This is a genomic window from Bacteroides sp. An269 (assembly GCF_002159755.1).
In the GTDB taxonomy this organism is placed as follows: domain Bacteria; phylum Bacteroidota; class Bacteroidia; order Bacteroidales; family Bacteroidaceae; genus Phocaeicola; species Phocaeicola intestinalis.
In genome coordinates this window covers 1-5,946 of the sequence record NZ_NFJG01000165.1, presented here as the reverse complement: position 1 = coordinate 5,946, position 5,946 = coordinate 1, and the positions used below count along the sequence as shown (strand labels likewise).

General features: G+C 45.4%; 4 protein-coding genes. 3 read left to right on the top strand and 1 reads right to left on the bottom strand.

Annotation, left to right across the window (positions count from 1 at the left end):
- Positions 1-964: 964 nt before the first annotated feature.
- Complete coding sequence (locus B5F71_RS18260; RefSeq protein WP_087213215.1) at positions 965-2,188, bottom strand: S-adenosylmethionine:tRNA ribosyltransferase-isomerase; 1,224 nt, start codon at positions 2,186-2,188, stop codon at positions 965-967.
- Between the two features lie 361 nt (positions 2,189-2,549).
- Here B5F71_RS18260 and B5F71_RS21110 point away from each other — a divergent pair, with 361 nt between their 5' ends.
- Genes B5F71_RS21110 through B5F71_RS18245 form a run of 3 tightly spaced genes read left to right on the top strand, consistent with a single transcriptional unit; the run spans position 2,550 to position 5,839 of the window.
- Positions 2,550-3,566, top strand: coding sequence for a glycoside hydrolase family 43 protein (locus B5F71_RS21110; protein ID WP_241148649.1), 1,017 nt, complete (start codon positions 2,550-2,552; stop codon positions 3,564-3,566).
- A gap of 9 nt (positions 3,567-3,575) precedes the next feature.
- Entirely contained in the window at positions 3,576-4,733 is a 1,158-nt protein-coding gene (locus B5F71_RS21105) for an alpha/beta hydrolase-fold protein (RefSeq protein ID WP_241148648.1), read from the top strand.
- On the top strand, positions 4,730-5,839 hold the full coding sequence (locus B5F71_RS18245; RefSeq protein WP_087213209.1) for an alpha/beta hydrolase-fold protein: 1,110 nt from the start codon (positions 4,730-4,732) through the stop codon (positions 5,837-5,839). Before B5F71_RS21105 ends, B5F71_RS18245 begins: the two co-directional genes overlap by 4 nt.
- The last annotated feature ends 107 nt before the right edge of the window (positions 5,840-5,946 follow it).

Sequence of the window (5,946 nt, the reverse complement as noted above, 5' to 3'; positions counted from 1 at the left end):
CGCTCCTGTTCTTCGTCAGATAGCCCGCTATCTTCCTCATCACAGAAGCGGAAATGCCTCAAAAACTCATCCCAAATCATCGCACGATAAATTCAAAACAGCTTCTTAACCAACTCTCCTGTTAACCTGTTCTTATCATCTGTCAGTTTCACACAATATCCTTTAGGCAACTGCAACGGCACATGATTGCTTTTTTCATACATCGAGCAATAATGCTGATACGTGTTTGTATCGCATCCGGCAAATAGCTTTTTGAAATAGTGCAACGTGGTAAACTGTTCTCCGCAAACCAACAAATAAAGACGATAAGGAAGATTACTTTTGCCTTCCTGCAAAAGCACAAAGAAAATGAATTGACAGAGAGAGGTGTATCTTCTTTTCATTGTTTTGCGATTAGTTCACGAAACAAAGATACACAATTAACGCTTTTGTCCAAGCAGCCAGTAAAAATATTTTTCGTGTTTGTCTTTTGGTTTGTCTTTTTGGGCTTAGTTTAACCGTGAAATACATGTGTCTTCCGATAATGGCAGTACGGATATCGGGAAGAAGACAATCGGGGATATGTTGTTATCGTACAAAAAAAAACGGGTAAACCCATTGAATGGTTACCCGTTTTTATAAGCACTTTTACTTTCAATTCATTTTTCATCAGAACCGGAAACGGTCGCTTTGTCCATAGATGGCATTTGCACTCCATTCCAGATTCTTCTTGATTTCTTTCAACAAACTTTTTACCCTTTTCATAATGTTATCCTTTCTGTTTAGTTAATCTGTTTTATGTTGTGATCTATGTTTTACAACACAAATGTAATGCCTTCTGTTCAAAAGAAGCGCGGATGGTGGGATGAAAATAGGGTAAAATGTCTATTTCTTGACTTGCGTCAAAAAATAAATGTGCCTTTTGTTGCCGGATTGAAACAAACTGTCAACTTGGCAGGTAATGCCGGAATAACTGGCATGCCTGTTATTCGTTTATAAGCAAAGACGAATCGCCATAACTTAGAAATCGGAAATCGTGTGACAGGGCATAATCATAAATGCGGTGCCAATCGCCTTTCACGAATGCCGAGACCAAGAGCAGCAATGTGCTTTGGGGCTGGTGAAAGTTGGTTACCATACGTTTCACTATTTTATATTCGTAGCCCGGAGCGATGATAATCTGGGTGCTGGTGTGAAGTGCCTCCAGTCCGTGCCGGTCCATATAGTCGAGGATGCATTGCAATGCTTCTACCGGAGTAAGGGTAGGATGCGTTTCGTAAGGTTGCCATTGTTTTACATGCAAGTCGGCATCATTTGCGTCCGGATGCTGGTGGAGGGTTACACCTATATAATATAGACTCTCCAGTGTACGTACCGATGTGGTACCTACGGCTATGGCTTTCCCTTGGTGTGCAATGAGCTGTCCGATGGTGTGCCTTGATACCGAAATATATTCGGTATGCATTTCGTGTCCCGATATTTCTTCGCTTTTTACAGGCTTGAAGGTACCGGCTCCCACATGAAGCGTCACTTCTTCGAGGTCGACTCCTTTGGCTTTCAGGGCATCCAGTACCCGTTGGGTGAAATGTAGTCCTGCCGTAGGTGCAGCTACCGAACCTTTTACCTTTGAATATACCGTCTGATAGGTCACTTTGTCGCTTTCCTGGGTTTCCCTATTTAAATAAGGAGGAATGGGCAGTTCGCCGAATACTTCCAGAATGTCGGCAAATGTCACGTTTGGATTATTCCACTTAAAGTCTATCCAATGGCTGGTGCCCCGTGCTTCGCCGCGTGAAGCAGTCAGGATGACGGTTTGTCCTTTTACCGTCATCTGCCGCGACAAGACACCTTCTTTCCATTTTTTCAGGTTGCCTATCATGCAAAGCCATGCTACATGTCCGGTTTGCTGGAAGTTCAGTGCATAATCGTTAGGCTGGATGGGTTCCAGACAAAATATTTCTATCAAGGCACCGGTCTCTTTCCGGAAGTGCAGCCGTGCCTGAATGACTTTGGTATTGTTGAATACCATCAGCATGCCCGGTTCGATGTAGTCGGGTAAGGAGGTGAATCGGGTTTCATTGATATTCCCGTTGCGGTACACCAGCAGTTTCGATTGGTCGCGCACCGGAAGCGGAAACTTAGCGATGCGTTCTTCGGGGAGCGGATAGTTGTAGTCGCTGATGTGGATGTGTTTGGTATCTTCCATTATTATGTTATATCTTTGTAATTGGAAATTGTGTGCAAAGGTAATTATTCTCATCTGCATACGCAAGTATTCTTGCCGGCGGCTGGATATATCTGCGCACGGAAGGTGGTATATTTGCTTCTGTATCGGGGCGCAAAGGAGGAGAAATCTTCTTTTTGGGAGGATTATTTTAAGAATGATAAAAATCCACGTCCGGAAAATACCGTATCTGTTCGGTTTTTTTGTATGTTTGTTTCACGAAAAAAGTGTTGCAGGACGTTGCAGTCCGAAGGCAGCCGCGTGGATAAGTGGACGCATCCGGGCATATGCGGTACGCCCCTGCATGGGATGTTTGTGGATATTCAATTAAAAAATAGAGATGCTTATGAGAAAATTATTGGTAGCAGTAGGAATTTTGTTGCTTGCCGGTTGTGCGCAGCAAAAGACCCAGGAAGGATTTCCTGTTTTTCAGAACATGGGTAATCCGTTGATAACGGATAAGTTTACGGCAGACCCTGCTCCGATGGTGTATAACGATACTCTTTTCCTGTATGTAGGGCATGATGAGTATTATGAAGGGCAGGATACCGCTTCGGGTGGAAAGGAATTTAACATCACAGAGTGGCTGTGCTATTCTACGACGGATATGCAGACATGGACCGATTATGGTTCGGTATTGAAACCTACCGATTTCAGTTGGGCGGTAGGTGAGGCATGGGCTTCTCAGGTGATAGAAAAAAATGGTAAATTCTATTATTATACCACCGTGCAGGGAGGAGAGCCTTATGTAGGAAAGGCAATAGGGGTAGCCGTAGGTGATTCGCCTACCGGTCCTTTCAAAGATGCTATCGGCAAACCTCTGGTATGTGATACCATGACTTCCAATGGGGCACGCGGCTGGTGGAATGATATCGACCCTACTGTTTTGATTGACGGAGAGGGGCAGGCATGGATGTGCTGGGGAAACGGCACATGTTTCCTTGCCAGGCTGAAACCGAATATGACAGAGCTTGACGGTGAGATTCAAGTGGTAGATTTGCCGAAATATGTGGAAGGACCGTGGTTGCATAAGCATGGAGACCTCTATTATCTTACTTATGCTTCGATGGGGGTTGACAGGGAAGTCGTTTCGTATGCTACTGCACCTTCGGTTGCCGGTCCGTGGACTTATCAGGGGGAACTGACCGGAATGGCGGAAAACAGTTTTACCATTCATCCGGGAATCGTTGAGTTTAAAGGGAAATGGTATCTGTTCTATCACAATGCCGCGCTTACGCTGGGAGGACATGAGGGTGCCATAGGGCGTAGAAGTGTGTGTGTAGAAGAGTTGTTCTACAATTCGGACGGCACCATAAGAGTGGTGGAACAGACTAAAGAAGGAGTAAGCAACCTTTCTAAATGATTGGAAGATATGAATATGAAGAAATTATCGATTATGCTGGCATGCATTGGGGCATGGTCGGCAGTAACAGCTCAAACTTTGCCGGAAGGTACACCGGCACAAACGAATATCCCTGAAGCGGACTATCCGTGTGTAGATGCCTCATCAAGGGCTACTTTCCGTCTGGATGCTCCTGAAGCCCGAAGCGTCCAGGTGGATATCTGTGGAAAGAAATGGCCGATGACGAAAAATCCGGATGGAGTGTGGAGTGTGACCACAGACCCGCTGGTAGTAGGTTTCCACTATTATTTCTTGTTGGTAGACGGAGTAGCCGTCAATGACCCGGCAAGTGAGACTTTTTTCGGGTGTGGCAAGATGGCAAGCGGCATCGAAATCCCCGAATCGCCCGAGGCAGCTGCTTATTATACGTATGACCAGTCTGTCCCTCATGGGCAGGTACGCGAATGCCATTATTACTCTTCCGTCGAACAGAAAGAACGCAGATGCTTTGTCTATACTCCGGCAAATTATGAGACAGATGCTTCCCGCCGTTATCCGGTATTGTACCTGCAGCATGGAATGGGCGAGGACGAACGTGGCTGGAGCCGGCAGGGGAAAATGGCTGATATCCTCGATAATCAGATAGCTGCTGGAAAATGTGTGCCGATGATAGTGGTAATGGATTATGGAAATTGTGGTTATATACATGGAGCCAGACCAGGAGAGTCGCGTGAAGAATTCGGGGCATCATTCACTCCGATTTTGCTGGAAGATATTATTCCTTACATCGACAAGACTTTCCGTACATTGACCGACCGTGATAACCGTGCCATGGCGGGCTTGTCGTGGGGAGGACACCAGACTTTCCAGACCACTTTGGCACATTTGGACAAGTTTGCTTATATCGGGGCTTTCAGCGGTGCCATTTTTTTGCCTCCGGAAGCAGATATGCGTAAGGTATATAATGGAGTGTTTGCCGATGCCGATGCTTTCAACCGCAAGGTACATACATTGTTCATCGGGATGGGTTCGGAAGAAAGTATGGGCAGCAGGGAGCTGAGTGAGAAACTGAGTGCCATAGGTATTAAAAATACGTATTATGAATCTCCCGGAACGCATCACGAATGGTTGACATGGCGCAGATGCCTGAATGAATTTTTGCCTTTAATCTTTAAGTCTGACAAATGATGAAAACTTTACTTGTATCTTTGTTGCTGGCAGTTGCAATGACCTTATCTGCCCAAGACAGGAGCGTCTCAGGGGGCGAACGTTCAGTGTTGAGTGTACGTGCCTCTCAGTATCCTCGTATCTCAGCCGACCATCGTGCTTCTTTTAAAGTCAAGGCACCGCATGCAAAGAGTGTGCAGATAGATTTAGGAAAGAAATATGATATGGTGCGGGACGAAAACGGGGAGTGGACCTGTACAACAGAACCTTTAGGTCCGGGTTTCCATTATTATTTCCTGGTAATTGATGGAGTGCCGGTGGCAGACCCTGCAAGCGAGTCTTTCTATGGATGTAGTATGATGACCAGCGGTATAGAGATTCCTTATCCTGAAGGTGACACTCGTTTTTCTTTAGCAGATGTACCTCATGGCGAGATTCGTATGAAGCGGTATTTCTCGAAAACGGCAAATGCATGGCGAAGGATGTTTGTTTATACACCTCCTTGCTATGAAAAGTCTTCTGTATCCTATCCGGTGCTTTATTTGCAACATGGCGGAGGAGAGGATGAACGTGGCTGGTCGCAACAGGGATTGACGGATATTATTCTGGATAATCTGATAGCTAGGGGCGAGGCTGTTCCGATGATAATCGTTATGCTGGACGGTAATACCAAAGATTTTAATTCGGAACTGTTCAACGACTGCATTCCGTTTGTGGAAAAAACGTACCGGGTAAAGGCTGACAAAGATAGCCGGGCGTTGGCAGGTTTGTCAATGGGAGGTATCCAGACTTTGAATGCATGCATTACCCATCCTGAGTGTTTTTCTTATATAGGCGTATTCAGTTCTGGCTGGTGGGTACAGTCGCGCCACGGTATGCCGGCACATGAAACCGAAAAATATTATGAGAAATTGAAAGCACATAAGGATGAGTTTAACAAGGGCTTTAAGCAGTTCTGGTTTTCGATGGGCGGAAAAGAAGACATTGCTTATCAGAATTGTCAGGCTATGTTGAAGCGTTTCGATGAGATAGGCATTCGGTATACATATTTCGAAACGCCGGGTGGGCATACATGGCCGGTTTGGCGTGGAAGTCTTTATCGCTTTGCACCATTGTTGTTTAAGTGATACTAAGAAGCTGTTTTGAATTTCTCCAAAAAGTTTTTCTTGGCTTGATGTATCTGTTTTCGTGTGTGCTTTGGGCGATTTTTTGGTCCTTTTCGCTCCTGTTCTTC

What these genes read in the sequence shown, in the direction of transcription:
- B5F71_RS21110 (WP_241148649.1), top strand. Translation starts at nt 2,550, where the DNA reads ATGAGAAAATTATTGGTAGCAGTAGGAATTTTGTTGCTTGCCGGTTGT.
- B5F71_RS21105 (WP_241148648.1), top strand. Translation starts at nt 3,576, where the DNA reads ATGAATATGAAGAAATTATCGATTATGCTGGCATGCATTGGGGCATGG.
- B5F71_RS18245 (WP_087213209.1), top strand. Translation starts at nt 4,730, where the DNA reads ATGATGAAAACTTTACTTGTATCTTTGTTGCTGGCAGTTGCAATGACC.